The following is a 24,615-nucleotide window of genomic DNA, read 5'->3' as shown; positions in this document are numbered from 1 at the left end:
CTGTCAGTCGCCTATTGGTCTTAGGGGCCAGTATTGGGTGCGCGGCGCTTGGGCAGGAGCCGCCCGCCGGCCGGCACTACCGGTCATGATCCTGCCGGGTTACGGGCTGCCGAGCGTGGCTCGGCACTACCGGGTCATGACCCTGCTGGGTTACGGGCTGCCGAGCGTGGCTCGGCATTACCGGTCATGATCCTGCCGGGTTACGGGCTGCCGAGCGTGGCTCGGCACTACCGGGTCATGACCCTGCTGGGTTACGGGCTGCCGAGCGTGGCTCGGCACTAGCGGTCATGATCCTGCTGGTTTGGGGGCTGCCGAGCGTGGCTCGGCACTACCGGGTCATGACCCTGCTGGGTTACGGGCTGCCGAGCGTGGCTCGGCACTACCGGTCATGACCCTGCTGGGTTACGGGCTGCCGAGCGTGGCTCGGCACTACCGGGTCATGATCCTGCTGGGTTACGGGCTGCCGAGCGTGGCTTGGCACTACCGGGTCATGATCCTGCTGGGTTACGGGCTGCCGAGCGTGGCTCGGCACTACCGGGTCATGAGCGGTTGGCCGCGGCCTGCCTTCAATGGAACGCCAGGGCGGCGGCGATGCCGGCGAACAGCGTGGCCCCCACCCAGTTGTTGTGCAGGAAGGCCTTGAAGCAGGCGTCGCGCTCGCGCTTCTGGCAGATCATGAATTCGTAGACGATCAGCAGCGCGGCCACGCCGAGCGACAGCCAGTACGCGCTGCCCAACCCGGCGCGCATGCCGACCAGGCCCATGGTGCCCAGGAACAGGGCGTACAGGATGCCCTGGATGACCAGGTCCAGGTCGCCGAACAGGATGGCGGTGGAATGCGAGCCCATCGTGAGGTCATCGTCGCGGTCGACCATGGCATACCAGGTGTCGTACGCGGTGGACCACAGGATGTTGGCGCCATACAGCAGCCAGCCGATCACCGGCACCTCGCCCTGCACGGCGGCGAAGGCCATCGGGATGCCCCAGCCGAAGGCCATGCCCAGGTAGACCTGGGGCAGATGGGTGTAGCGCTTGAGGTAGGGGTAACTGGCGGCCAGGAAGATGCCGATGAAGCTCATGCCGATGGTCAACGCGTTCAGGGTGAGCACCAGCGCGAAGGCGACCAGCATCAGCACCGCAAACAGCACCAGCGCCTCGCGGCCCTTGACCCGGCCGCTGGCCAGGGGGCGGTCCTTGGTGCGCTTGACGTGCGGGTCCAGCCAGCGGTCGGCGTAGTCGTTGATGACGCAGCCAGCCGAACGCGTCAGCCAGACCCCGGCGCTGAACACGAACAGGATCCACAGCGGCGGCAGGCCGCCGGCGGCCAGCCACAACGCCCACCAGGTGGGCCACAGCAGCAGCAGGGTGCCGATCGGGCGATCGGCGCGCATCAGTTTCCAGTACTGGCCCCAGCGCGATGGTGCACCGCCGGCGGGGACTTCAAAACGTTCGTAAGCCATCTGCAAAGGATACCGCCCCGGCCGGCGACCGGCGTTGCCCTGGCGGGGAATTGGAAGGGGGGCAGACCTGCGCCGCGTTTGCGGCTAGAATGCTCGTCCCCGCGCCGCCAAGGCGAAGTGGTGGCCCACACAGGCACCCGGGATTGCAGGACAACGCGCTCGTAGCTCAGCCGGATAGAGTAGTGGCTTCCGAAGCCATTGGTCGGGGGTTCGAATCCCTCCGGGCGCACCATCCTTGCCTTCGCGGTATTCAGCCGCCTTTTCTGCCGGAAATCTCACCTGCATCGCAGTCATTGCGATCCCGGTGCCACAGGATCAATCCGCCGACCTCCCTGCCTTGTTGGCATTGAGTGGACCCGCGCCATGGGCATCGCCGTGCCAGCACGGCACACCTTCGGTCTCGGCCTGTATTCCGCTGATACCGATGCTGCACGCTTCATTGGTGGCCGCCTCGCAGAGCTGCGTCGCGGGTTGAAAGGCTTCAGCAGGCGCAACGGTGGTGCCGGCGCACAGAGACGCAGGGGATGGAGACGCGACACTCGACGCCAACGGTCGAGGCTCGAATGCCCACCACTTCCGCAAGGGCCGGCGACGTGCCGGCCGGGGGGCTTCAGCGCTGACGCGGGTAGAGGCCGAACAGGCCGACCCAGGCCAATCCCAGCGCGCTCACCAGCATTGCACCGGCCACCCATCGGCCCGCGATCCGTCTCCTGTCCCACGATTCCTTGACCTGGGCGTACGAGCGCACCATCAGGTCGCCAACGGCAAGCTGGTTGACCGGCCGGTGCAGCTGCTGATCGCTGCCGCCGGCGGGCAGGTACAACACCGTGACCGTGCGCGTGCCGGCGCTGCGCAGGGCGCGATGCACGCGCTCCATGCGGTCATCGGCGTTGAGCGGGTAGCGGAAGGCAACGTCGCTGCCCTCCAGGCTGAAGTCGATCCCTTCATCATTCACGCGCACCGATTGCACGCGCCCGCTGGCCTCTGCCAAGGCGGCGCGTGGCGCCAGCCCCTCGTTACGTTGCGTTGCCACCATCGCTACCACGGCAATGCCCAAGGCGAGCAGGATGATGAAACCCAGCGGGTTCAGACGACGAATCGATTTGAATGACATGTGGCGCAGTCCGTTGCGAACGTAGGTCACGGCCATCATCGCCGATTCACTGGTCGGTTCGATACTCCCTCCGCTTGCAGGGCCACAGGGGCGGTCGCAGACTTGGGGCATGAAGCCTTCACACGCATGGCAGCAGCACGGCACGGTGTCGCTCTGGCGCTATCGCGACAACGCGCGCAATTTCCCGGGTTGGCAGCTGACCGCCGATGCAGAGGGGTGCGCGTCGCTGCTGACACTGCTGGACGCGTTGCACACCGAGGGAGCCGGGGCGAGCCGGACGCTGCGGCTGTCCGCGCCCGGCCCCGCGCAGCTGGCGGTGCCGAACAACCGCGATGCGCGCTGGGTCGCGCCGCAGAGGATGCAGCTGATCCTCGATGAAGACAGCGGTGCATGGCAGTGGCAGCCGCACGGCGACCGGCAGGTACTGCGATTGGGCGTGTCCGCCCTCGCCGGCCTGCGCCAGGGCGTGCTGGATATCGCTGCCGGGCGGGGCGATTACAGCCTGGGCCACGGCATGGATGCGCTGTGGTTCTGGTGGTGGAACGCGCAGCGGTAGCCCAGGCGCGGAGCGGCACCCCGTAGAGCCGACCGTTGGTCGGCTGCAGTGCGAGCCAGAGCCGACATTGGTCGGCTGCAGTGCCAGGCGCAGCCGACCAACGGTCGGCTCTACGAGGATCGGGGTGGCAGTCACGCCCCATGGTGGTGACCCGCCCCCGCAAGCACCGGCCGTGGGCCGGTGCGTTCGTGCTCAGTACGTCCCGTCGAACGCAAAAATCGGCTTGCGCTGCTTCCACAGCCCGGCGGTGAAGTCCGGGAATTCCAAGGTCTGGAAGCGGTTGGCGATGGATTGCTCCGACAACGGGGTGATCGCGCTCCACGTAATGGCGCCGTAGAGCCGACCGTTGGTCGGCTGCAGTGCGAGCCAGAGCCCACGGCTGGTCGGCTGCAGTGCGAGCCAGAGCCGACATTGGTCGGCTGCAGTGCCAGGCGCAGCCGACCAACGGTCGGCTCTACGAGGATTGGGGGGGGGCAGGCACGACCAAGGGTGGTGACCCGCCCCCGCAAGCAGCGGCCGTGGGCCGGTGCGTTCGTGCTCAGTACGTCCCGTCGAACGCGAAAATCGGCCTGCGCTGCTTCCACAGCCCGGCGGTGAAGTCCGGGAATTCCAAGGTCTGGACGCTGTTGGCGATGGATTGCTCCGACAACGGGGTGATCGCGCTCCAGGTAATGGCGCCGTAGAGCCGACCGTTGGTCGGCTGCAGTGCGAGCCAGAGCCGAGCGTTGGTCGGCTGCAGTCCGAGCCAGAGCCGACGGTTGGTCGGCTGCAGTGCCAGGCGCAGCCGACCAACGGTCGGCTCTACGAGGATCGGGGTGGCAGGCACGACCAAGGGTGGTGGCCTGCCCCTGCAAGCACCGGCCGTGGCCGGTGCGTTCGTCCTCAGTACGTCCCGTCGAACGCAAAAATCGGCTTGCGCTGCTTCCACAGCCCGGCGGTGAAGTCCGGGAATTCCAAGGTCTGGAAGCTGTTGGCGATGGATTGCTCCGGCAACGGGGTGATCGGGCTCCAGGTAATGGCGCCGTAGAGCCGACCGTTGGTCGGCTGCAGTGCGAGCCAGAGCCGAGCGTTGGTCGGCTGCAGTCCGAGCCAGAGCCGACGGTTGGTCGGCTGCAGTCCGAGCCAGAGCCGACGGTTGGTCGGCTGCAGTGCCAGGCGCAGCCGACCAACGGTCGGCTCTACGAGATCGGGGTGGCAGGCACGACCCATGGTGGTGACCCGCCCCTGTAAGCACCGGCCGTGGGCCGGTGCGTTCGTGCTCAGTACGTCCCGTCGAACGCGAAAATCGGCTTGCGCTGCTTCCACAGCCCGGCGGTGAAGTCCGGGAATTCCAAGGTCTGGAAGCTGTTGGCGATGGATTGCTCCGACAACGGAGTGATCGCGCTCCACGTAATGGCGTCGTAGATGTCGATCGGCATGGGCGCGCGCGCCTTCAGGGCCTCGACGAAGGCATGGATGACGAACCAGTCCATGCCGCCGTGGCCGGCGCTGGCGGCGGTGTCGGCGTGCTGCTTCCACAGCGGGTGCTCGTACTGGTCCTGATAGGCCTTGAAGTCTTCCCACTTGTGCGGCGGGCTACGCCCTTCGATGTGGATGGACTGGTTGACGTCCATCCACAGGCCCTTGGTGCCCTGCACGCGGAAGCCCATCGAATACGGGCGCGGCAGCGAGGTGTCGTGCTGCAGCAGGATGGTCTCGCCGTTCTCGCAGGCCAGCGTGGTGGTCACCACGTCGCCCAGCTTGAACGCCACCCTGGTGCTGGGGTGCGTGGTGCCTCCGCTCTTGGCCACGGTGTAGTCGTGCAGGCCACGCGCCTTGCTGGCGAACGCGTTGATGTGGGTGAAACGGTTGCCGCGGTTGATGCCGGTGTACATGGCGCAGGGGCCGATGCCGTGGCTGGGGTACAGCTCGCCGTTGCGCTTGACCGAGTGCTCGGTGCGCCAGCGCGCTTCGGACCAGCCCTTGGGGCCGAACTCCACGCCGCTGTCGTAAGGCTGGTTGGGGTCACCGGAGTTGAACTTCACCCCGCGCAGGTCGTGCTGGTAGCCGGCCTGCAGGTGCACCAGCTCGCCGAACAGCCCCTGGCGCACCATCTGCAGCGCGGCCATCACATCGCGGCGGTAGCAGACGTTTTCCAGCAGCATGTACGGGGTGCCGGTGCTCAGCTGGGTCTTGAGCACATCCCAATGGTCCTGCAGGGTGATGCCGGCGACGACTTCACAGCCGACCGCGACCTTGGCCTGCATGGCGGCGATGGCCATCGGCGCGTGGTACTCCCACGGCGTGGCAATGACCACGCCATCCAGGCCGCGCTGCTCCAGCAGGCGCTTCCAGGCATTGACGTCGCGGTCCTGGCCGTAGGTCTTCGGCGCCGGCTTGCCGGCCTTGGCCACCTTTTCCAGGGCGCGGCCCAGCATGATCGGTTCGATGTCGCACAGCGCCACCACCTCGACGTCGTCGCGGCGCACCAGTTCGGTCAGCAGCACCTGGCCGCGCATGCCGGTGCCGATCAGGCCCAGCCGTACCTTGCGCCCGCGCGCCCAGGCCGGCGTCTGCGGCAGCAGGCTGCTGGCGGCAACGGCCGCGCTGGCGGCGATGAATTCCCTACGTTTCATGGACAGTACCTCGTTTGAAGATCGCGCCAGCCGGAACCGGCGCGGGATAGGCATCAGAACTTGTAACCGACGGTCAGACTGTACCCACGACCGTAGATGGTGGCGTAATCGCTGGAATCGCCCAGGAAGCTGTTCGGATCGTAGAACGGCAGGCGGTCGAACAGGTTCTTGATGGTGAAGCCGACGTTCCAGTGCTCATCCGGGCGCCAGCCCACGCTGAGGTTGGCCGTCCACCACGAGGGGGCACCATCGCACTTGCTCTGCTCCAGCGGCAGGTAGCCGGCGGTGCAGGTCTGCGGGTTGTTGTCCTGCTCGTCGATCTGCTGCAGCGCCCACTTGGTGCCGCCTACGTAGTTGATGAAGAAGCTGGTGGTGACCTGCTTGTAGTTCCAGTCGGCATTGAGCGTGGCACGCAGGCGCGGGTTGTTGTAGTAGCCGACCAGGTCGCCGTAGTACCAGCCACTTTCCGCATCGGTGTAGGAGCGGTTGCGGTTGGCGATGGTGGCGGCCAGGCCGATGTTGAGGTTGCCCCAGTCGCCCAGCGTGAAGCGGCTGCGCGCGTCGATGTCGAAGCCGTCGATCAGGGTCTTGCCGCGGTTCTTGTACTGGCCCACCACGCTGGCCACGTTGCCCACGCTGTAGCCGGGCAGCGTGCCCGGGCAGGCGACGCCGCTGGCCGGGTCGGCGCACATCGCCGCCAGTGCGGCCAGGTTGGCGCGGTCGCTGTCGGTGATCGGCGAGCGGGTGGAGGCGATGATGTCTTCATCGCGGGTGAAGTCCGGGGCGACGATCTCGTTGCTGCGGTAGATGAACCAGTAATCGGCCGACACCGACAGCCACTGGGTGGGCTCGTAGACGAAGCCCAGCGTGGTGATCTTGGCCTTTTCCGGCTTCAGGTCCGGGTTGGGCTGGGTCATGCGCGCCACGGTGCGGCTGCAGTCGCTGTTGAGCAGGGTCTTGCCCAGGTCCACATCGCCGCCACGGCCGGATTTCAGCAGCAGATTGGCAATCGCGTTGGTCTCGTTGCAGCGCACGTCGTCGCGGTAGCCACCGAGCTGGGCGAACACGCCGCCGTTGCCGGACTCGGCCAGGCTGGGCGCGCGGAAGCCGGTGGAATAGGTGCCGCGCAGCATCAGCTGGTCGAACATCTGGTACTTCAGGCCAATCTTCGGGGCCAGGTTGGCGCTGAAGTCGGGGTACTTGTCCACGCGCAGCGCCGCGTCCAGTTCCAGTTTTTCGGTGATCGGGGCGACGGTCTCGGCGAACAGCGCATAGGTGTTGCGCTTGCCGTCGAACCACGACCCACCCTGCTGGGTGATCAGGCCGTTGGCCGCGTCCGGATTGCCGGGGGTGTAGAACGTTTCGCGGCTGGCGTTGAAGCCGAACGCCGCGCGTACTTCACCGGCGGGCAGGTTGAACAGCGGGCCTTCGATCTTGCCGTCCAGGGTGTGCAGCCGCGTCCAGGACTGGATGTCGAAGGTCGGGAAGGCTTCGCGGATCAGCGCGGCGTTGGCTTCGCTGAGCTCGCCGAACGTGTACGCCGGATGGTCGGAGATGATCACCCGCCCGGTGCCCGGGTCGATGGTGTACGGCCCGAAGGCCTTCTCGAAGCCGGCCAGGTTGACGTTGGTGGTCTGGTAGGTGACCGAGTGGCTGCCGGCGGTGGCGAAGGCGGTTTCCCAATTCCAGTCGCCCACGTCGCCGCGCAGGCCGGCCACCACGCGGTAGCTCTGGTCGGTGTTGCGCTGGCCGAAGTGGTTGGCGCCCACGTCCTGCAGCAGGTACTGCAGGCCGACCACGCCCCCCATCAGGGCGCGCAGTTCGGGCGAGGCGTGGTTGTACGCGTTGTTGGGGCCCAGGTACGGGTACAGGAACTGGTTGACCGTGGTGCCGGTGTTGCGCGAGAACCAGCTGGTCGGGTTGCCGGTGGTGGTGCCGTAGGCACGCGGGGTGCCGCCGTTGGCGGTGAGATCGATGTCGGTATACGTGGCCTCGGCGAAGGCTTCGGTGCTGTCGCCGATCAGGAAATGCGCGTTGACGTAGGCGGTGTTGCGCTCGGATTTGGCGCCGGCATCGATCTCGTTGTTCATCCACGTCTCCCAGATACAGCGCGGGCCGGCCGCTTCCGTGGTGAGCACGTTGTTGCAGCCCGGTGCGGCCTCCTGCACGCGGCGACCGGTGACCGGGTCGAAGGCGAAGTAGCTGCCGGGGTTGAACTCACCCGGCTTGCTGCCGGTGCCCAGGCGCAGGTTGGGCAGGTAGTTGGGGTTGTTGACGTAGTACTGGCTGGGGCGCTTGTCGTAGAAATCGCTCAGCGGAATCGCATCGCGCCGGTACAGGTTGACCGAGGCATAGACGTTGTAGCGGTCTTCATCCAGGTCGCCGAAACCGGCGGTGATGCTGCCCTGGTGCTCGCCGTAGGAGCTGATCCGCGAGGATTTGTCGGTGGTGAGGCTGATCTCGGCGCCCTGGTAGGAACGCTTGGTGATCACGTTGATCACGCCGGCCACCGCATCGGTGCCGTACACCGCCGAGGCGCCGTCGGTGAGCACTTCCATGCGTTCGATGGCCGCGGCCGGGATCGCGTCGATGTTGACGAACTGGGTCTGGAAGCCGGCGGGCGCGCCGTAGTACGACAGGCGGCGGCCATTGAGCAGCACCAGCGTGCCCTGTGCGCCGAGGCCGCGCAGGTTGGCCTGCGAGGCGCCGTCGGAGCCGGTGAACAGCGAACGCGAATCCTGCTGGCCCGGCCGTGCCGCGGGCAGGTTGTCGAGCACCTGCAGCAGGGTGCGCGCGCCCATGTTTTCGATGTCCTGCTTGCTGATCACCTGCACCGGCGAGGCGGTTTCCACGTCGGTGCGGCGGATGTTGGAGCCGGTCACTTCGATGCGCGACAGCTCGGTGGCCTTGGCATCGGGGGTGGCGTCCTGCGCGCTGGCACTGCCGACCACGGCAACGGCCAGGCCGAGTGCGATGGACAAGGGGGTAGCGGTGATGCGGCGATGGCGATGGCGTTCGGTCAACATCTTTGTCTCCTTGTTCGATCCGCAGCGTGGGGCTGGCGGTGGATGGGTGTTTTCGGGCAAACGTCCCCCGTGCCGCGGCCCAAAGGCCGCAGACGGGAAACGGAGAGCTGTTTTTCTGGAAGCGGTGGTGCGGTTACGGCGACACGATGCTGGCGGTATCGCCCTCCTGTCCGATCAGCGCGGCGTTGGCCCAGTTGCCGCAGACCTGCGCGGGGCGGTCGCCCTGCGCGCCGAGGGTGCGCAGGCTGAGGCGCCGCAGGCCACGCACGTCCAGTTCCGGCTTGACCACGCCCGGCGCCTTGACCAGGCCGCTGTCGTACAGCAGGCGGTCGTCGCCCCAGACCTGGAACTGCATGCCGCCCGCGGCGCGACACTGGTCGTCGATACCGAGGTCGGCGCGCAGCAGGTGCCAGTTGCCGCCCAACTGCAGGTCGATGCGGCTGCTGGCGTTGACGCCGAGGCCGCGACGGAAATGCAGGCCGTTCATGCGCAGCTCCGCCTGGCCGCCGAAGGCGTGGTCGCTGGCCACGCGGGCCTGCAACGAGGCCGGTAGCGGCAATGCGGACAGGTACAGCTGCTGCGCCGGCTTTTCAGGCGGCTGGTGTTCCAGCACGTGGAAGCTGGACAGCACGATCGGGCCGACGTCGCGCGGCTGCAGCGCATCCACCGCGCGCGCCACGCTGCCTTGGGCGGCGCTGACCATCGGGTCGGCGGCGCTGGCACCATCGCCCTCGGGGTTCTGCGTGCTGAGCACGCGGAAGCGCAGCAGGCGGCCGGCGTGGGCGGGGAAGTCGATCTGCTGCATGCCCTGCTGGAGGGAGAGGCGGCCGCGCTTGACCGGTTCGCCCCACTCGCCGTTGCTGTCGGCCAGGTAGATTTCGTAGTCGCGGATCTGGCCGTTCTTCCAGTGCGCGTCGTTGCGCGGGGCCAGTTCAATGCCGTCGATGAGCTTGCGCTCGCCGAAGCCGATCACCCACTCGTGGGCGCCGGTCTTGACCGCCTGGTTGCGCACGGTGCGGAACCAGGTGGCCGGGTCGTCATCGAAGGCTTTTTCCAGTTCGTAGCCCTGCTCCTGGGCCGGGCGGTTGACCACCAGCAGGCTGTCCGACGGCAGCGCGCGACCGAGTTCCGGTGCGGCCGGGTAGGCATCGTCGGCGGCTGCGGCAGCCACCGGCACGGCCAGGGTGACGCTGAGCGGCTGGCGGATGTCGGTGGGTGCGCTGCGCACGTGCACGGTGCCGCGGCGTTCGCCGGCGTCGAAATACCAGCCTTCGCTGGCCGCCTGCCAGGCCGCCTTGTCGGCGAGCATCGGCAGCGTGCGTTCGCCGAGCGTCACCGCGCTCGGGCGCTGGCGGCTGAGCACGCGCAGCGCATAGCGGCGCTTCGGCAGCTGGCCGGCGTACTGGCCCTGCACCGCATCAATGCGCACCTGCACCGGGCCACTGCCCTGCGCCGGTGCCTGCACGTGGATCTGCTGCGTGCTGGATTCGCCCTTCTCGTAGCGGCGGGTGGCGCCGTCGTCCTCGTACAGGGTGTAGTGCGACTCGCCCTGCGGGTAGAGATCGAAGGTCACTTCATCCAACGGCTTCTCGCCGTCGTAGAGCATGTCCGGGTACATCGGGATGATGGCGCCGGCGCGCACGAACACCGGGATCGTGGCCAGGTCCACGGCGCGGTCGAGGTCACGCCCGGTCGCGCCGGCCTGCAGCTGGCGGCCATCCCAATAGTCGATCCAGCGCCCCTGCGGCAGGTGGATGTCGCGGCGCCACCCGCGGCTGGCGGCCTGGCTGCGGTACACCGGCGCGATCAGCAGGTCGCGGCCGAGGAGGAACTGGTACTTGTGCGCTTCGGTGTAGGCCTGCGGGTCCTGCGGGTAGTCCCACATCAGCGCGCGCAGCAGCGGCGCGCCGGTGGTGGCCGCCTCGTGCGCCAGCCCGTACATGTACGGGGTCATGCGCATCTTCAGCTTGAGGTAGTCGCGATTGACGCTGCGGTAGGGCTCGTCGAACCACCAAGGGTGCTTGCGCGCGTTGGCCGACCAGCCGGACATGCCCATCAGCACCGGGGTGAAGCTCTTCCATTGCAGGTCGCGGGTGAAGGTCTCGGCGCTGCCGCCGAAGATCGCATCCACGTCGCCGCTGGCATAGGCCATGCCCGACAGCCCCGAGCCGACCAAGGTGGGAATGTGCCAGCGGATGTAATCCCAGCTGCTGCTCTGGTCGCCGGTCCAGGCCACCGCGTAGCGCTGGATGCCGGCCCAGCCCATCACCGTCCACAGGAACGGGCGCGAGTCGGCGTTGTGCAGAATGCCGTTGAACGCGGACTGGTTGGCGTCCATCGCGAACTGGTAACCCTTGCCCGTCCAGGCCACGTCCAGCTTCTGCACGCGGCTGCCGGCGGTGCCCACTTCCCAGGCGATCTTGTCCACGCCGTTCTCGGTCCAGAGCCCGGTCTTGAAGCCGTATTTCGCCAAGCCCTGCACGGTCTCGGGCAGCGCCCTGTAACCGCAGCCGTAGCCGTCGTTGGGCAGGATCCAGCCGCCGGGCATGTCATGCGCGCGGTACTGCCTGGCCACGCTGTCGACCACGTCCAAGGTGGTGCCGGTGGGGCCATCGCTCCAGCCCTCGGGCACGCTGCCGGGCTTCTTGATGTTGTCGCCGTCGTTGTAGCAGTCGGCATCACCGTAGGAGAACGCCCAGCGCGGCAGCAGGCCGGCGCGCCCGGTCAGGGCGGTGTAGCGGTCCAGCAAGGCGTGCAGGTCCGGGCCGACGAAGTAGTACGCATCGAAGCGGTCTTCGCGATGCAGCAGGGTGGCCTGGTCGGCCTGGCGCAGGTCGTAGGTGCCATCGCTCCAGGTGTTGCGCAGCATGCCCCAGCCGCGCGAGCTGAGCAGCATCGGCGCCGGGTTGGGGCGGTCGCCCTCTTCCCAGCCACCGGAGTAGGACACCTCCAGTTCGCGGCCCTTGAACGCGAAGCGGCCGTTCTGCTGGCCACCGCCGAAGAAGTGCTCGTCGCTATCGCTGGACAGCACCTGCAGGCTCTGCTGCGTGTCCAGGTCCAGCGGCTGCAGTTCGCGCCACAGCGCGACATCGGCGCCGTCCTGGCGGCGGTCCAGTGCCAGCCGCAGCGGTTGGCGCTGGATATGCAGGACCAGCGCATCGGTGCGGATGCGCACTTCCCTGGCATCTTCTTCCAGCTGGAAGGCGACCGTGGCCGCCGGCTGCGGCAGCACGATCGGCGCGGCCTTGTCGCCGGCGGGGGTGAGCGTGCCCTTGCGGCCGGCCTGCACGCGCAGCAGGTCGGCGCGCAGCAGATCCACGCGCAGACGTGCGCCGCTGTCGGTGCGGAGCTCCCAACCGGGGCGGCCATCCTGGCCGGGGGCGGCGCTGATGCTGCGCAGGTTGCCCACCGGCTCGGCGACGGCGGGCGCGGCCAGGGCCAGCGCGGACAGCAGTGCGATCGTCAGACCAGTGCGTCGAAACCGGGATTCCACCTTGCCCCCAAGCCCGCGGTTGGCGGGTATCTGAAACCAGTGCGGCCGACTCTAGGGCACGGTCTCGAAAGATGTCAATAAATTGCAAAGAAAAAGGAAGGATATTTTCTTATAAACGAAAGATGTGCTGATGTAGCACTTTCTATATGGCGGCTGAATGCGCGCTTTGGTACGCCGTGAAACCTTGCTGCACTGCGGCGACCGCGGATCAGAGCAAACGACAGAGAGCAAAAACTGTGATCGATCCAGCTTTTCTTTATCTTTCGATATTTGACATTTCGAAAGAAAACGAAGAAGGTGCGGTCGCCCAACAGGAATTGCGAATGGACGCTTCTCTGCTCCCTGATTTGCCCACGTGGCAGCGCCTCGGCGGCGCCTATACCGCCGAAGAAATCGCCCAGCAGCCGCGCATGTGGACCGCGCTGGCGCAGGGGCTGGACGCCGCCCAGGCGCGCATCGACGCCTTCCTCGGCGAGGCGCTGCGCCAGCCCGGCCAGCGGGTGATCTTCACCGGTGCCGGCAGCTCGGGGTTCATCGCCGAGATGGTGGCCGACCAGATCAATGCGCAGTGGCCGGCCGAGGTGCGCGCCATCCACACCACCAGCCTGCTGACCCACCCCGCGCTGTACCTGCAGCGCGACCGCCCGACCCTGCTGGTGTCGTTCGGCCGCAGCGGCTCCAGTCCGGAAAGCGTGGCCGCGGTGGACCTGGTGCGAGCGCAGGTGGACCACGCGCGCTTCCTGGACATCACCTGCAATGCCGACGGCGAACTGGCCCGGCGTGGCCAGGGCCGCAGCGACACCCTGTCGCTGCTGATGCCGCCGGCCAGCTGCGACCGTGCCTTCGCCATGACCAGCAGCCTGAGCAGCATGCTGCTGGCGGCGTTGAGCGTGTTCGACACCGCGCCGTGGCCGCAGCGCGTGCAGCGCCTGCACGACCTGGCCGCGCATGCCGACCGTGCCCTGCAGGCATGGGACGCGGCAGTGGGGGCGTTGGCCCAGGCCGCCTATTCGCGGGTGATCTACCTGGGCAGCGGCCCGCTGGAGGCGCTGGCCCGCGAGGCCGCGCTGAAGGTGCTCGAGCTCACCGGCGGGCGCGTGCTGGCGCTGGCCAACACGCCGCTTGGCTTCCGCCACGGGCCCAAATCCACGCTCGACAACGATACGCTGGTGGTGATGCTGCGCAGCGCACAGCCGCTGTCGCGCCGGTACGAGCAGGACCTGCTGGACGAACTGCGCGGGGACGGGATCGCCGCCCGGGTGATTTCGGTCGGCCCGGACGGTGATGACCGCGGCGACGGCGACTTCGTCAGCGCCGCCCCTGACCTGGCCGACCCGTGGCTGGCGCCGCTGTGGCTGCTGATGCCGCAGTGCTACGCGCTGCAACGCTCGGCCGCGCTCGGCATGACCCCGGACAACCCCTTCCCCGACGGCACCGTCAACCGGGTCGTGCAGGGCGTCACCATCCATCCCCATGGCTGAGCAGGGCCTTCCCATGCAGTGCTGGTACGGCATCGATATCGGTGGGACCAAGATCGAGCTCGTGGCCTACGACGCCACCCTGGTCGAGCAGCATCGCCAGCGGGTGACCACGCCCACCCAGGACTACGATGCGTTCCTGGAGGCGATCGGCGGTCTGGTGCGCGATGCCGACGCCGCGCTCGGTTCGAGCGCCCATGCGATCGGCATCGGCCTGCCCGGGGTGCGTGACCGCCGCAGCGGCCGCCAGCTCAGCGCGAACGTGCCCAGCCTGACCGGCCGTCTGGTCGGGGAGGACCTGCAGGCCCGGTTGCAACGCCCGCTGGCGTTCGGCAACGACCTGCAGTGTTTCGCCCTGAGCGAAGCCCAGGGCGGTGCCGGCGCGGGCTACCCGAGCATGTTCGGCGCCATCCTCGGCACCGGTGCCGGCGGCGGCTTCTGCGTGGACGGGCAGCTGGTGGCCGGTGCCAACGGCATTGCCGGCGAGTGGGGCCACTGGAGCATCCCGGCCACGCTGCTGCAGCGCCACGCGCTGCCGGTGCTGGGCTGCGCATGCGGCCTGCGCGGTTGCCTGGAGCGCTACGTCTCCGGCAACGGCCTGGCGCTGATCCACGAAGGCCGCGGCGGCGATGCGCTCGATGCTGGCGCGGTGGTGGCCCTGGCCCAGGCCGGCGATGCGCTCGCCGAGCAGGCGCTGGCCATCCATCGCGACTTGCTGGGCTACAGCTTCGCCAACCTGATCCTGGCCGTGGACCCGCACGTGATCGTGCTGGGCGGCGGCCTGTCCAAGCTGGAACAGCTCTACCGCGACCTGCCCGCCGCGATCGCCCCCTACCTGTTCCAGGGCGTGCGCGTGCCGCCGATCCTGCCGCCTGCCTTCGGCGACGCCGGCGGCGCACGCGGCGCGGCGCTGCTGGCCCGCCAGCACCACCCTTCCTGCTGATTCCCCGCTGTTACGGAGTGCCATCCATGTCCGCCATCCAATCGCTGATCGCCGCCCATCGCCAAGGCCAGCCCGTCGGCCTGTACAGCGTGTGCTGCAGCAACGAACAGGTGCTGCTGGCGGCGATGCAGGTGGCCCTGCGCTACGACACGCTGCTGTTGATCGAGGCCACCTCCAACCAGGTGGACCAGTTTGGCGGCTACACCGGCATGACCCCGCCGCAGTACCGCGACTACGTGCTGCAACTGGCGCGCGATGCCGGTTTCCCGGTCGAGCGGCTGGTGCTGGGGGGTGACCACCTGGGCCCCAACGCGTGGCAGAAGGGCCCGGCCGAGGTGGCGATGGCCAATGCGCGCGTGCTTATCGAGGCCTACGTGGCCGCCGGCTTCCACAAGATCCACCTGGATTGCAGCATGTCCTGCGCCGACGATCCCACCCCGCTTCCCGATGCCGTCGTGGCCGCGCGCTCGGCCGAACTGGCCCGTATCGCCGAGCGTACCGCCGCTGCCAACGGGCTGCCGCCGCCGGTGTACGTGATCGGCACCGAAGTGCCGATTCCCGGCGGCGAGGCCTCGCTGGCCGGTGGCCTGCAGGTGACCACGCCGGCGGCGGCAGCCACCACGCTGGCGATCCACCGCGAGGCATTCTCCGCGCCGGACCTGCTGCCGGCCTGGGAACGCGTGATCGCGATGGTGGTGCAGCCCGGCGTGGATTTCGACCACAGCAGCGTGCATTACTACGACCCCGCCGCCGCCGCGGACCTCTCGGCCTTCGTCGAGCAGCAGCCGCGCATCGTGTTCGAAGCACACTCCACCGATTACCAGACCGAAGCCGGCCTGCACGCGCTGGTCCGCGACCACTTCGCCATCCTCAAGGTCGGCCCTGCGGCGACCTACGCCTTCCGCGAAGCCGTGTTCGCCCTGGCCATGATCGAAGCCGCGCTGCTGCCGGCCGCGCAATGCTCGAACGTGATCGAGGTGCTGGACCGCTGCATGGTGCAAAAACCGGCCAACTGGCAAAGCTACTACCACGGCGACGCCCACGAACTGCGCCTGCTGCGCGCGTATTCGCTGAGCGACCGCAGCCGCTACTACTGGGGCGAACCGGCGGTGCAGGCGGCGCTGGACACGCTGGTGGCCAACCTGCGCACGCACGTGCCGCCGCAGATCCTGCTCAGCCAGTTCCTGCCCCACCAGCAGCGGGCAATCGAGGCCGGCCAACTCGCCGTAGAGCCGCTGGCACTGATCCAGCACAAGGTGGCCGAGCGCCTGGGCGAGTACGCCCGTGCCTGCAATCGCAACCGTGCACGTGCCGATATCGAAACTTACCGGCCCACGGAGCTTTCGGAACGGTAAGCTTTGGCTTTCCTTCCGAACGGAATCGCCCCCATGCGCAATACACGGCAGCGCCGCCAGCAGATCCTGCAACTGCTGGTGGACCACGGCAACGTGCAGGTCAGCGAACTGGTCGAACGCTTTGGCGTCTCGGCGGTGACCATCCGTGCCGACCTGACCCACATCGAGTCGCAGGGCATGGCCACCCGGACCCATGGCGGCGCCACGCTGGTGCGCACCCCGCCGCAGGAACAGGACATCCACGAGAAAGACGCGCTGAACCTGCCGATCAAGGACAGCATCGGCGCGTACGCGGCCAGCCTGGTCAAGCCCGGCGACAACATCATCATCGATTCCGGCTCGACCACGATGACCCTGGCGCGCCACCTGCGCCGGCATCGCGAGGTGACGGTGATGACCAACGGCCTGAACATCGCCTGGGAGCTGGCCAACGCGCCCGGCGTGGAGCTGCTGCTCACCGGCGGGCTGCTGCGCAAGCAGTCGCTGTCGTTGCAGGGCAGCCAGGCCGAGGCCAGCCTCAACACCTACAGCTTCGACACCCTGTTCCTGGGCGTGGACGGCCTGGACCTGCAGTTCGGCCTGACCACCCACCACGAGGCCGAAGCCAGCCTCAACCACCGCATGGTCGAGCGCGCGCGCCGGATCGTGGTGCTGACCGATGCCTCCAAGTTCGGCCGGGTCAGCCTGCACCGCATCGCCCGGCTGGAGCAGGTGCATACGGTCATCACCGACGCCAGCATCGATGCCGAGTACCTGGAAGGGCTGCAGCGGCTGGGGATCGAAGTGATCATCGCCGAGACCCCACCATGACCCCGACCCGCTCCCTGCATGGCCGCCTTCTCACCGCTACTGGTTGGGTGCGCGGCGACATCCACTTCGACCGGCGCATCACCGCCATCGACACCGCGCACGATGACCCGCGCGAAGACCATGAGGTGCCGCTGATCCTGCCGGGCTTCATCGACCTGCACGTGCATGGCGGCGCCGGGGTGGACATCATGCAGGGCGGCGATGCGGCCGCGACCGTGGCGCGCACCCATGCCCGGCATGGCACCACCGCGCTGCTGGGCACCACGATGACCGCGCACGAGGACGACATCGTGCGCGCGCTGCAGGGCCTGGCCGGCGCGATCGGCACGCGCGGCCCCGGCATGGCGCGGGTGCTGGGCGTGCACCTGGAAGGACCGTTCATCAGCATCGAGCGGCTGGGCGCGCAACCGCCGCTGGTGGTGGAAGCCACCATGGAGGACGTGCGTCGACTGCATGCCATCGCCCCGATCAAGGTGCTGACCCTCGCCCCCGAAATCGGCCAGCACCAGGCGCTGATTCCCGCGCTGAGTGCCCTCGGCATCCGCGTACAGCTCGGCCACAGCGCCGGCAGCTACGCGGACGGCGTGGCTGCGCTGCAGGCCGGTGCGGCTGGCTTCACCCACCTGTTCAACGGCATGACCGGCGTGGACCACTACCACCCCGGCATCGCCACCGCTGCCCTGGCGCACGCCGAGTACGCCGAGCTGATTCCCGACCTGCAGCACGTGCATGCCGGTGCGATCCGCACCGCGCTGCGTGCGATTCCGAAGCTCTACTGCGTCACCGATGCCACCGCCGCCACCGGCATGCCCGATGGCGAGTACGCGCTCGGCGTGCAGCGCGTGCACAAGTGCCTGGGCTGCGTGCGCCTGGCCACCGGCTCGCTGGCCGGCAGCGCGCTGACCATGGACCAGGCGCTGCGCAACCTGGTGTCGCTGGGCCTGGACGTGGCCGATGCCTCCAACCGGCTGTCGCGCTACCCCGCCGACTACCTCGGCATCGACGACCGCGGCCGCATCGCCGTGGATGCCTGGGCCGACCTGGTGGTGCTGGATACCGAGCTGCGCGTGCGCGGCGTGGTGGTGGAAGGCGACGACATCGCGCTCGATTAAGCGTTGAATCCCGCGCCGATGCGGCGCATGCAGTTGCAGACAGGACCGGCTCGATGAATCAGGTTTCCGCCGCTACGCCCATGCATGCCCACGCCGACGCCCCGCGCTGGCCGGTGCGCTATCTGTTGTTCATCGGCGGCATGGGCGGCCTGCTCTACGGCATCGACATCGGCATCATCGCCGGCGCCCTGCCCTACCTGGAGGCCACGTCCACCGCCAGCTGGCACCTCACCAGCCAGCAGCTCGGCTTCGTGGTGGCGGCAGTGCTGCTGGGCAGCGTGCTGTCCTCGTTGTTCGCCGGCATGGTCGCCGACCTGATCGGTCGGCGGGGCGCGATGCTGCTGGCCGGGGTGCTGTTCACCGCCAGCATCCCGGTGATGGCGCTGTCCAACGGCTACGCCGCGCTGCTGATGGGGCGGCTGCTGCAGGGCATCAGCGGCGGCCTGATCGGCGTGGTGGTGCCGCTGTACCTGGCCGAAGTGCTCAGCCCCGAGCGCCGGGGCCGGGGCGCGGCGATGTTCCAGCTGCTGCTCACCATCGGCCTGGTGCTGGCCGCGCTGATCGGGCTGTACCACGCGCATGCGGTGGATGCCGCCACCGAGGCGGTGCGCCACCTGCCGGCCGCCGAACAGCAGCATCTGTTGTTCGCGGTCAAGGACCATGCGTGGCGCACGATCTTCTGGAGCTGCCTGCTCCCCGGCCTGGTGTTCACCGCCGGGGTGATGTTGATCAGTGAATCGCCACGCTGGCTGGTACGGCGTGGTCGCATCGATACCGCCCGCGCCGCCCTGCAGCGCACCGTCGCCGCCAGCGAGGTGGAGCCGACCCTGCAGCGCATGCAGGCGCCCGACGACCTGCCGTCCCATGCCGGCGGCAAGCGCGACCCGCTGTTGAGCCGCCGCTACGTGTGGCCGTTCGTGCTGGCCTGCCTGGTGCTGGCCTTCACCCAGGCCACCGGCATCAACTCGGTGCTGGCCTATGCGGTCAACATCCTCAACCAGGCCGGGCTGCCCGGCTCGGTCGCCAACGGCGCGGACGTGGCGATCAAGCTGCTCAACGCGGTGATGACGGTGGTGGCACTGGTGCTGGTGGACCGCAAGGGCCGCAAGTTCCTGCTGATGCTGGGCAGCGGCGGCATTACCGTGGCGTTGCTGGCGGCCGCGCTGCTGTTCGTCAAAAGCGAGCACGGCCGCCTGGACGTGCACGCGCAACTGCAGCAGCAGGTGGCCGGCAGCACGCTGTCGTTGCCGCTGGATGCGGCGCAGTGGCAGCGGCTGGACCGCAACGCCGGCGAGGCCGCGCAGCAGCTCACGGTGTCCTACGCGTATGGCGGCTTCAGCAACGTGCGCGCGCTGCGCAGCGACAACCCCATCGACGCGACGCTGGAGATCCGCCGCGAGGACGCGGTGTCGGCCGACAGCGTGATCGGCGCGTTCTTCCGCCGATTGCACCTCAACCCCTTCCCCGATCCCGACCACGCCGCGCAGGCGCCGCTGGTGATCGAACGCGCGATAATCGGCCCGGTGCCCTCGCCCACCCATGGCTGGCTGGTGGCAGGCTGCATCCTGCTGTTCGTGGCGTTCTTCGCCGTGGGCCCGGGTGTGTGCGTGTGGCTGGCGCTGTCCGAACTGATGCCCACCCGGATCCGCTCCAACGGGATGAGCATCGCACTGCTGATCAACCAGTTCGTCTCCACCGTGATCGCGGCGATCTTCCTGCCCACCGTCGGCCACCACGGCTATGCCAGCATGTTCTTCTTCTGGGCCGGCTGCACCTTGCTGTACTTCCTGATCGCCGCGTTCTGGCTGCCGGAGACCAAGGGCAAGTCGCTGGAGCAGATCGAGGCCAACTTCCGCTGAGCCGGCGGCACGTGGCGCTCAGGGCGTCTGCACCGGTGGCGAGGCGGTCAAGGCCGGGAGCATGTAGACGCCGTCGTAACCGGGGCGTGTGGCGATGGGTGCGTAGCCCGCGGCAATCGGTGCCGCTGCGCTGGAACGCGCGCCGAACGCCAGCACGCCACAGGTCGGCGCACACACCCACGCGCTGCCACGCGGTGCGTCTACCCGCACGCTGAGCGGTTGCAGGTCCGCCAGCAGGTAGCCGGCCGGCACGTACCCGGGATCATCCTGGACGCCCTTGTGCCCACTCGCATGGCGGTTGCCCAACAGGGCAATCACGCGCGCGCCCTCACGCCGTGTCTCGCGCCGGATGTTGGCGGCCATCTCCGCATCGCGATCCGCATGGCGCAGGGTGTCCACCGCCACCGCCTGGATGGCATGGCCCTCGCTACGCAGACTGCGCAGGCGCTCGATCAGCGCCGCCATCGCCACGCTGGAGCGCCCGTCCTGCATCGTGCGGGTCCAGAACCGTCCTGCCAGCAATGCGCTGCGATCCGCCGCCGTACCGGCCGACGCCAGGTACGCATCGATCCGCGCCTGCTCGGTCGGGTCCATCTCCAGCGCCACCGTCACCGGCGTGGCGTCCGCGGCGGCGGCGCAGGCCAGCTCGCCGACCAGTGCCGGCGTTTCCACGGTGCCGTGCAGTTCGCCCACCAATACCAGTGGGCGTATCGGCATCGCCTCCGGCCAGGTGCAGCGTTCGCGTGCACCGCTGGTGCCTGCCAGCGCCAGGCCCAGCATCATCAACCCCGTCATCCATCCCTGGGTCATGCCGCACAGACTCCTGTCCTGGTGGTTGGCCCCGCATGCCGGAAGGGCTCAGGGTTGCTTGCCGGTGATTTCGGTGAAGAGGCGCGCAGCCTCGGCCTGGTCACCCACTCCTGCCACCTGCATCGCCTTGCCGAACGGCCCGCTGATGGTGGCCACCGAGAGCACCTTGTCACCGATGCTGAAGGCCACGCGGCGGCCGATGCGTGCTTCGGTGGCGGCCTGGATCCGCGGCGCGGCCGCGTCGGTCATGGTCACGTTGAGCACCGGCTCCTGCCCCTGGGCCGCCTGGGCGAGGGTGATCGATGCGATATCGGCGGTGGTGATGAAGGCCGGCTCCAGGACCGCCATCGGCCTGCCGTCCGCATCCTTGAGCACTGTGGCGCCGGCGCTGCCCTGCTCGTCCACCTCGCGCATGAGGATGCGCGACTGTGCAAGGGGGGCGGCCGAGGTGTCCGGGTTGAACAGCCGTGTTGCCGGCTCGCATCCCATCAAGCCCGCCGTGCTTGCCAACAACAGTGCTGCAAGAAGATACCTGCGCATACGCCCTCCTCCATGTCGGTGGCACCGTGCATCGCCCGGCGCCGTTCAGCGCAGGCGGCGGAGGCGGGATGCCACCGGCACCTGCAGCATTCCAAAGATGAGGTTGCCGATGCCGATCCACAAGGTGGGGACGGCAATGTCCGGCAATGTGTCGGCCACCATCATCGCGCCGGGCGCGATGGCCCGCAGGCCGCTGGGCATCCGCGCCCGCTGCAGCCCATCAGGGAAGAGACACGGGCGCGGGGCGCGGGCCGCAGGTGGGCCCATGCCAACGCCGGGCCATGGTGCGCGGGTTACGCCGTGGCTCAGGTCGGTTCGGTGGCGGCGGTATGCAGCAGCCGCTGCTCGGCCTCGGCGCTGAAACGATAGCCGCCCGCCACCGGCACGATGGCACCTTCGGCCACGCGCGCGTTCCACCAGTCCTCGACGAACCCGGGCGCGAAGCCGCCGGTCTTGAAGCCGAACGGCGCCGCGACGAGGTCGAAGGGCAGCATCAGTTCGTAGCACGGTGTTGCGTAGTCGTTCTGCTCGGCGGGCAGCTTCACGAAATGCGTGAACGAGGTGGCCGTGGCCAACTGCGAGTACAGCCAGAACATCCAGTCGTACATGCGATGCGAGTCTGCGTCGGCATGCAGGGCGAAGAAGCCCTTCTCTTCGGTGATCTTCCTGGCCAGCGCGCGCAGGTGGCGCTCGCCGTGGGGGAGCACGGTGGCCGAGGCATCCAGCGCGCGTCGAACGATCGGTGACAAGGTGCCCCGGTCCACCGTGACCAGATCGATCTCCAGCGTTTCGGCGGCGTCATCGAAGGCCTCCTCGTCCACCAACCCATGGATGAACGCAGCGAAGTCCGGCGCGACCACGGTGATCGCGTAGTCCGCCTCCTGGTCCACGTGCACGACCTGCGGTTCGCCCTGCGGCCCGCAGTGGCGATAGTCGAGCATGAGCACGTCATGTCCGGCGCTGGGGCAGTCGGCGAACACGATGCCGATGTCCGGATAGCCCCACTGCTCCTGCATGAAACGCGAGCCGAACTCGCCCCCCAGCGAGTACGGCTTCTGCCGCCCCAGCGCATACAGGCCGCAGACCTGGACGTGGTCCTCGGCCCAGCTGGTGGCCTCGTCCATCGGGTGGCAGCTGCGCCGCAGCAGGCCGCCGTTGTGGCGCCGTGCGAGGGCGACATACGCATCGGGGATGCGGTAGCCCAGCTCGGCCTGCAGTTCGGCGATCACCGCGTCGCCGGGGGGTGGCTCCTGGTAGTTCTGCTGCGCGTAGTCGCAGTCGTCCCAGAAGTCGTCGAAGTCGAAGGTGGCGAACGGATCCATCGGGTGCGGTCCTGGTGGGACAGCACGGGAGTATAGCGCCGCCGTCATGGCACCCGCGCGCACACCCACAACGCGACATCGGGCAGGCCGGCACGCTGCACGGCATGCACCACCGCATCCAGCGTGGCGCCGGTGGTCATCACATCATCGACCACGGTCAGCCGCGCCGGTGGCGGCGCAGTCACCGCGAACGCATCGCGCAGGTTGTCGCGCCTCGCGTCGGCATCCAGGCGTGACTGCGCCGCGGTCAGGCGATCACGCTGCAACCCGCGCCACAGCGGTTGCCGCAGCGCGCGCGCCAGCGGCCGGGTCAGTTCCAGCGCCTGGTCGTAGCCGCGCGAACGCAGCCGCCGCCAGTGCAGCGGCACTGGCGCCAGTGGCCCGGCGACGAACGTGGGCACGCGCTGCAGCATGAGCTGGGACAGCAGGCGTCCGGCGGCCAGGTCCTGGTGGAACTTGAAACGGATCAGCAACTGGTCCACCGGCGCGGCATACAGGAACACCGCAGCGGCGGCGGATTGGCGGGGTGGCTCGTGCAGGCAGCTGCCGCAGCGCTCGGCAGGTTCGTGGGCTGGCAGTGGCAGCGCACACAGCGGGCAGGCGTGGTCATTCCATGGCAATGCGGCATGGCAGGCCAGGCACAGGTCGCGCCCGTCGGCCCCGGGTTCGTCGCAGACCAGGCAGCGCAGCGGCAGGGCTTGTCGAGCAAGCCACGCCAGCGAATGGAACCAGTGAAAAGGCAACGTATCACCGCAGCGCGTGGAGTGCGACAAGGCTGCCGCCTCGGTCGGCGAGTGTCTGTCAGTGCGTTCCCTTCGAGAGCGTCGGCGATTTGCCTTGCAGGTGCCTCATCGGTCGGCGTCGATCACCGACGCCATCAGCTCGATTTCGGCGCGTTTGGCACCGTGCGCCTTGGCGACCGCCTGCCATTTGCGCACCGCGTGCCGCACCTGCCTTTCAATGACAGCAGCATCGGCCGGCGTCAGCTGGTAATACGCGGCCGTCGCCAGAACATGCACGGTCGTTGGCGTGGGATCGGCATCGTCCAGCGCCAGCACGTGCGTGTCGCTGGCCGTATTGGGGTTTACATCGAACGCGGGAGAAAGCGACCAGCCCGTTCGGGTACGCAGGAAGCCATGGTTGCGCAGGTGGTCATCGCGGTTGCCGACCAGCACGTTGAACAGGGCCCTGCGGAAAAGCTGGTTGAGATCGTCTGCGATGCCCCCCTGCGTGCCGACGTTTTCGATCACCTGGGCCAGATCCAGGTAGCTATGGCCTTCGCTGTGCGTCGCGTCGAGCAGTGTGAACGCCGACGCGTAGTGGCGCCGCCCATCAGGACTACGATCAAAGCGCTGGACGGCGAACGTGTGCCCGCGCGCGGACAGCGGCAGCAGCGCGGCCGGCGGCATCAGTACGCCAGCATCCGTGGCGAGGCGGTAGGTGATGTATTCCCAGAGCCCGACGTCATGACGGTCTTCGTTGCCGGGAAACTTCGCCAACCACAGCGCACCGTTCGAATCCCGATACCCTGCCTTGGGGCGGGCCCCGCCCAATGACGCCCCAGGTGCGACGAGCTGGATCAGGCAGCGTGTTTCTTCGTCGCGGGTGAGTCTGGCACCGGCCTCCACCTTTCCCGCGATGCTCTCCAATCGGCGCAGGTCGGTGACCGGCGGCGCGGCCGGACTGTCCGAAGCGATCCACGTCTGCGTGTGCGGATCACGCAGACGCAGCGCCCCCATGCGGGTGGTGTCATCCACACCCATCAGGTAGTCCCACGGCCGCAGGGAGCGGCGAGCCCCGCCATCGCGATTGGCGCGCACCGCATCGCGCCGGTCCATCAGCATCCGCCCCCAGCGATCGGGCGAGCAGTCCTGGAACGCAGCCGTTACCTCGCCGGCGCCTGTGCGGGCGAACTGGTGGCCCTCCACCAGCGGCAGGCCGGGGTCGAGTGCGAAAGGAGCGATACCCATGGCGCCACGCAGCCAGACATCGGCGTAGGCAAAGGCGACGGTGTCGCCGGTGCGACCGGCGTGCCGGCTGATCCATCCCACCTGCACCGGCGGGCAGAGTTCCGGTGCGTCGAACCAGACTTCACGGTCGATCTGCTCCCGGCCAGCCATGT

At 68.4% G+C, this 24,615-nt stretch carries 18 protein-coding genes, 1 tRNA gene and 3 pseudogenes; 8 read left to right on the top strand and 14 right to left on the bottom strand.

Features of this window, described 5'->3' with window-relative positions; translation table 11 throughout:
• Window positions 1-566 precede the first annotated feature (566 nt).
• Window positions 567-1,460, bottom strand: a complete 894-nt coding sequence (ubiA, locus tag AC1DGC_RS15315) for a 4-hydroxybenzoate octaprenyltransferase (RefSeq protein WP_478048278.1) — start codon at window positions 1,458-1,460, stop codon at window positions 567-569.
• 155 nt (window positions 1,461-1,615) lie between these two features.
• Between ubiA and AC1DGC_RS15310 the strand changes: the two genes are divergently transcribed.
• Window positions 1,616-1,692 (top strand) — tRNA-Arg (locus tag AC1DGC_RS15310).
• A gap of 378 nt (window positions 1,693-2,070) precedes the next feature.
• On the opposite strand, the gene AC1DGC_RS15305 is transcribed toward AC1DGC_RS15310, so the two are convergent.
• Window positions 2,071-2,613 (bottom strand): hypothetical protein, encoded by a 543-nt coding sequence (locus AC1DGC_RS15305; RefSeq protein WP_478048277.1) that lies wholly within the window; start codon window positions 2,611-2,613, stop codon window positions 2,071-2,073.
• A 70-nt stretch (window positions 2,614-2,683) separates the two neighbouring features.
• Here AC1DGC_RS15305 and AC1DGC_RS15300 point away from each other — a divergent pair, with 70 nt between their 5' ends.
• Window positions 2,684-3,130 (top strand): hypothetical protein, encoded by a 447-nt coding sequence (locus AC1DGC_RS15300; RefSeq protein WP_478048276.1) that lies wholly within the window; start codon window positions 2,684-2,686, stop codon window positions 3,128-3,130.
• Between the two features lie 192 nt (window positions 3,131-3,322).
• Here AC1DGC_RS15300 and AC1DGC_RS15295 read toward each other — a convergent pair.
• From AC1DGC_RS15295 to AC1DGC_RS15270, 6 genes and pseudogenes are all read right to left on the bottom strand, one after another.
• A pseudogene (locus tag AC1DGC_RS15295) lies at window positions 3,323-3,469 on the bottom strand (gfo/Idh/MocA family oxidoreductase); the annotation flags it as partial.
• 199 nt (window positions 3,470-3,668) lie between these two features.
• Window positions 3,669-3,815 (bottom strand): annotated as a pseudogene (locus AC1DGC_RS15290) (gfo/Idh/MocA family oxidoreductase); the annotation flags it as partial.
• A gap of 197 nt (window positions 3,816-4,012) precedes the next feature.
• Window positions 4,013-4,159: pseudogene (locus AC1DGC_RS15285) on the bottom strand (gfo/Idh/MocA family oxidoreductase); the annotation flags it as partial.
• A 230-nt stretch (window positions 4,160-4,389) separates the two neighbouring features.
• On the bottom strand, window positions 4,390-5,745 hold the full coding sequence (locus tag AC1DGC_RS15280; RefSeq protein ID WP_478048275.1) for a Gfo/Idh/MocA family protein: 1,356 nt from the start codon (window positions 5,743-5,745) through the stop codon (window positions 4,390-4,392).
• A 53-nt stretch (window positions 5,746-5,798) separates the two neighbouring features.
• Window positions 5,799-8,771, bottom strand: a complete 2,973-nt coding sequence (locus AC1DGC_RS15275; RefSeq protein WP_449335740.1) for a TonB-dependent receptor domain-containing protein — start codon at window positions 8,769-8,771, stop codon at window positions 5,799-5,801.
• Between the two features lie 133 nt (window positions 8,772-8,904).
• Entirely contained in the window at window positions 8,905-12,264 is a 3,360-nt protein-coding gene (locus tag AC1DGC_RS15270) for a TIM-barrel domain-containing protein (RefSeq protein ID WP_478048274.1), read from the bottom strand.
• A 323-nt stretch (window positions 12,265-12,587) separates the two neighbouring features.
• Between AC1DGC_RS15270 and AC1DGC_RS15265 the strand changes: the two genes are divergently transcribed.
• From AC1DGC_RS15265 to AC1DGC_RS15240, 6 genes are read left to right on the top strand one after another with little or no spacing between them, the layout of a single operon-like run.
• Complete coding sequence (locus AC1DGC_RS15265; RefSeq protein ID WP_259208738.1) at window positions 12,588-13,745, top strand: SIS domain-containing protein; 1,158 nt, start codon at window positions 12,588-12,590, stop codon at window positions 13,743-13,745.
• 13 nt (window positions 13,746-13,758) lie between these two features.
• Entirely contained in the window at window positions 13,759-14,685 is a 927-nt protein-coding gene (locus AC1DGC_RS15260; protein ID WP_478048273.1) for an ROK family protein, read from the top strand.
• Between the two features lie 26 nt (window positions 14,686-14,711).
• Window positions 14,712-16,040 (top strand): D-tagatose-bisphosphate aldolase, class II, non-catalytic subunit, encoded by a 1,329-nt coding sequence (locus AC1DGC_RS15255; RefSeq protein WP_478048272.1) that lies wholly within the window; start codon window positions 14,712-14,714, stop codon window positions 16,038-16,040.
• Between the two features lie 33 nt (window positions 16,041-16,073).
• Window positions 16,074-16,850 (top strand): DeoR family transcriptional regulator, encoded by a 777-nt coding sequence (locus AC1DGC_RS15250; protein ID WP_259208732.1) that lies wholly within the window; start codon window positions 16,074-16,076, stop codon window positions 16,848-16,850.
• Window positions 16,847-17,962, top strand: a complete 1,116-nt coding sequence (locus AC1DGC_RS15245) for an N-acetylglucosamine-6-phosphate deacetylase (RefSeq protein WP_449335745.1) — start codon at window positions 16,847-16,849, stop codon at window positions 17,960-17,962. The genes AC1DGC_RS15250 and AC1DGC_RS15245 overlap by 4 nt, the downstream gene beginning before the upstream one ends.
• A gap of 53 nt (window positions 17,963-18,015) precedes the next feature.
• Window positions 18,016-19,821 carry an MFS transporter gene (locus AC1DGC_RS15240; RefSeq protein ID WP_478048271.1) on the top strand — a complete coding sequence of 602 codons (1,806 nt, stop codon included), beginning with the start codon at window positions 18,016-18,018 and terminating at the stop codon, window positions 19,819-19,821.
• A gap of 18 nt (window positions 19,822-19,839) precedes the next feature.
• Here AC1DGC_RS15240 and AC1DGC_RS15235 read toward each other — a convergent pair whose 3' ends face one another.
• The 6 genes from AC1DGC_RS15235 to AC1DGC_RS15210 all read right to left on the bottom strand — a co-directional run bounded on the left by AC1DGC_RS15235 (window position 19,840) and on the right by AC1DGC_RS15210 (window position 24,613).
• Complete coding sequence (locus AC1DGC_RS15235; RefSeq protein WP_478048270.1) at window positions 19,840-20,631, bottom strand: hypothetical protein; 792 nt, start codon at window positions 20,629-20,631, stop codon at window positions 19,840-19,842.
• Window positions 20,632-20,679: 48 nt separating this feature from the next.
• Window positions 20,680-21,120: a SecDF P1 head subdomain-containing protein gene (locus AC1DGC_RS15230; RefSeq protein WP_478048269.1), complete on the bottom strand. Its 441-nt coding sequence runs from the start codon at window positions 21,118-21,120 to the stop codon at window positions 20,680-20,682.
• 96 nt (window positions 21,121-21,216) lie between these two features.
• Complete coding sequence (locus tag AC1DGC_RS15225) at window positions 21,217-21,372, bottom strand: hypothetical protein (RefSeq protein WP_478048268.1); 156 nt, start codon at window positions 21,370-21,372, stop codon at window positions 21,217-21,219.
• 104 nt (window positions 21,373-21,476) lie between these two features.
• On the bottom strand, window positions 21,477-22,493 hold the full coding sequence (locus tag AC1DGC_RS15220) for an SMI1/KNR4 family protein (protein ID WP_394163262.1): 1,017 nt from the start codon (window positions 22,491-22,493) through the stop codon (window positions 21,477-21,479).
• Window positions 22,494-22,537: 44 nt separating this feature from the next.
• Entirely contained in the window at window positions 22,538-23,236 is a 699-nt protein-coding gene (locus tag AC1DGC_RS15215) for a ComF family protein (RefSeq protein WP_259208721.1), read from the bottom strand.
• Between the two features lie 105 nt (window positions 23,237-23,341).
• Window positions 23,342-24,613: a type II toxin-antitoxin system HipA family toxin gene (locus AC1DGC_RS15210; protein WP_478048267.1), complete on the bottom strand. Its 1,272-nt coding sequence runs from the start codon at window positions 24,611-24,613 to the stop codon at window positions 23,342-23,344.
• Window positions 24,614-24,615: the final 2 nt, after the last annotated feature.

This window comes from Stenotrophomonas sp. 05N37 (assembly GCF_056397365.1).
This window is presented reverse-complemented; position numbering and strand designations above follow the sequence as displayed.